The organism is Bacillus cereus (assembly GCF_002564555.1).
GTDB lineage: Bacteria > Bacillota > Bacilli > Bacillales > Bacillaceae_G > Bacillus_A > Bacillus_A cereus_K.
The window spans coordinates 1-620 of the sequence record NZ_NUVD01000066.1 but is presented as its reverse complement, the minus strand read 5'-3'; the positions used below and the strand labels follow the sequence as shown (position 1 = coordinate 620).

Below are 620 nucleotides of genomic sequence, written 5' to 3'. Positions count from 1 at the left end.
TAACCTTCTTAACCTTAACATATATGTGATTTTTTATCAAATATTTTATAATATCATAAATTTATTTTTGGTGTCAACTACTTTTTCTTTGAAAATCAAATTAAATAAAAACAGCACCAAAACAATAGGGAGCGTGTCAGATTTCCAATAAAGGGAAGGGGAATTTCCCCGCGTATATTCTGAAACCTCTACTCATTAACGTAGATCAGTTTTCCCTTGAAAACGACCAAATCGATCCCGTATTTTTTTCAATCTTGTGTGGTACTCCAAAATCTCAATTCTTGCTTTTTCAGCTAGAGGTGCAATTGGTCGTAAGTCTTTTAACCCCCAATAATCAACCACTACATCAAGTACTTGATCAAAATATTGTAGTGGCCCATAGTTAGCTTCTTTTGCAATCACAGCCATTCGATTTTCAAAATCAGGCATGACAGCACCTGGCATTTTAAAATTCATAATCACATTGGCAATATGATAGCAATAATTAGGTTCTAATTCCAAATGTGTTCGAATGACGTCTCGATAAAAAGCATAATGAAGAGTCTCATCTTTGGCAAGACGACGTAATAATGTAGCCAGATCTGGATCATGCTTACTTGCAACCTTAGCTACATTATTGT

General features: G+C 34.4%; 1 protein-coding gene. It reads right to left on the bottom strand.

Annotation, left to right across the window (positions count from 1 at the left end; genetic code table 11):
- Nucleotides 1–195: 195 nt before the first annotated feature.
- A partial coding sequence (locus tag COI75_RS17300) for an acyl-ACP desaturase (protein WP_176535597.1) occupies nucleotides 196–620 on the bottom strand: 425 nt, incomplete at its 5' end.